Origin of the sequence: Streptomyces griseoflavus, assembly GCF_014649995.1 — a bacterium.
GTDB lineage: Bacteria > Actinomycetota > Actinomycetes > Streptomycetales > Streptomycetaceae > Streptomyces > Streptomyces griseoflavus.
The window spans coordinates 1-613 of record NZ_BMUC01000060.1 but is presented as its reverse complement, the minus strand read 5'-3'; the positions used below and the strand labels follow the sequence as shown (position 1 = coordinate 613).

Below are 613 nucleotides of genomic sequence, written 5' to 3'. Positions count from 1 at the left end.
GCGGTTACGACGTCGCCGACTACACCGCCGTGCTGCCCGACTTCGGCGACCTCGCCGACTTCGTGGAGTTCGTCGACTCCGCGCACCACCGCGGGATGCGCGTGATCATCGACTTCGTCATGAACCACACCAGCGACCAGCACCCGTGGTTCCAGGAGTCCAGGAAGGATCCCGACGGCCCCTACGGCGACTACTACGTCTGGGCCGACGACGACAAGCAGTACCAGGACGCGCGGATCATCTTCGTCGACACCGAGGCGTCGAACTGGACGTACGACCCGGTGCGCAAGCAGTACTACTGGCACCGTTTCTTCTCCCACCAGCCGGACCTCAACTACGAGAACCCGGCGGTCCAGGAGGAGATGATCTCCGCGCTGAAGTTCTGGCTGGACCTCGGGATCGACGGGTTCCGGCTGGACGCGGTGCCGTACCTGTACCAGCGGGAGGGGACGAACTGCGAGAACCTCCCGGAGACCCACGCGTTCCTGAAGCGGGTGCGCAAGGAGATCGACACCCAGTATCCGGACACCGTCGTCCTGGCGGAGGCCAACCAGTGGCCGGAGGACGTCGTCGACTACTTCGGCGACTACGCCGCCGGCGGCGACGAGTGCCA

The 613-nt window shown here is 65.4% G+C and carries 1 protein-coding gene; it reads left to right on the top strand.

Annotated elements, in window-relative coordinates; all coding sequences use genetic code 11:
• Window positions 1-613, top strand: a 613-nt coding sequence (locus IE172_RS34230) for an alpha-amylase family glycosyl hydrolase (RefSeq protein ID WP_268253503.1), incomplete at both ends; no start/stop codon positions are given.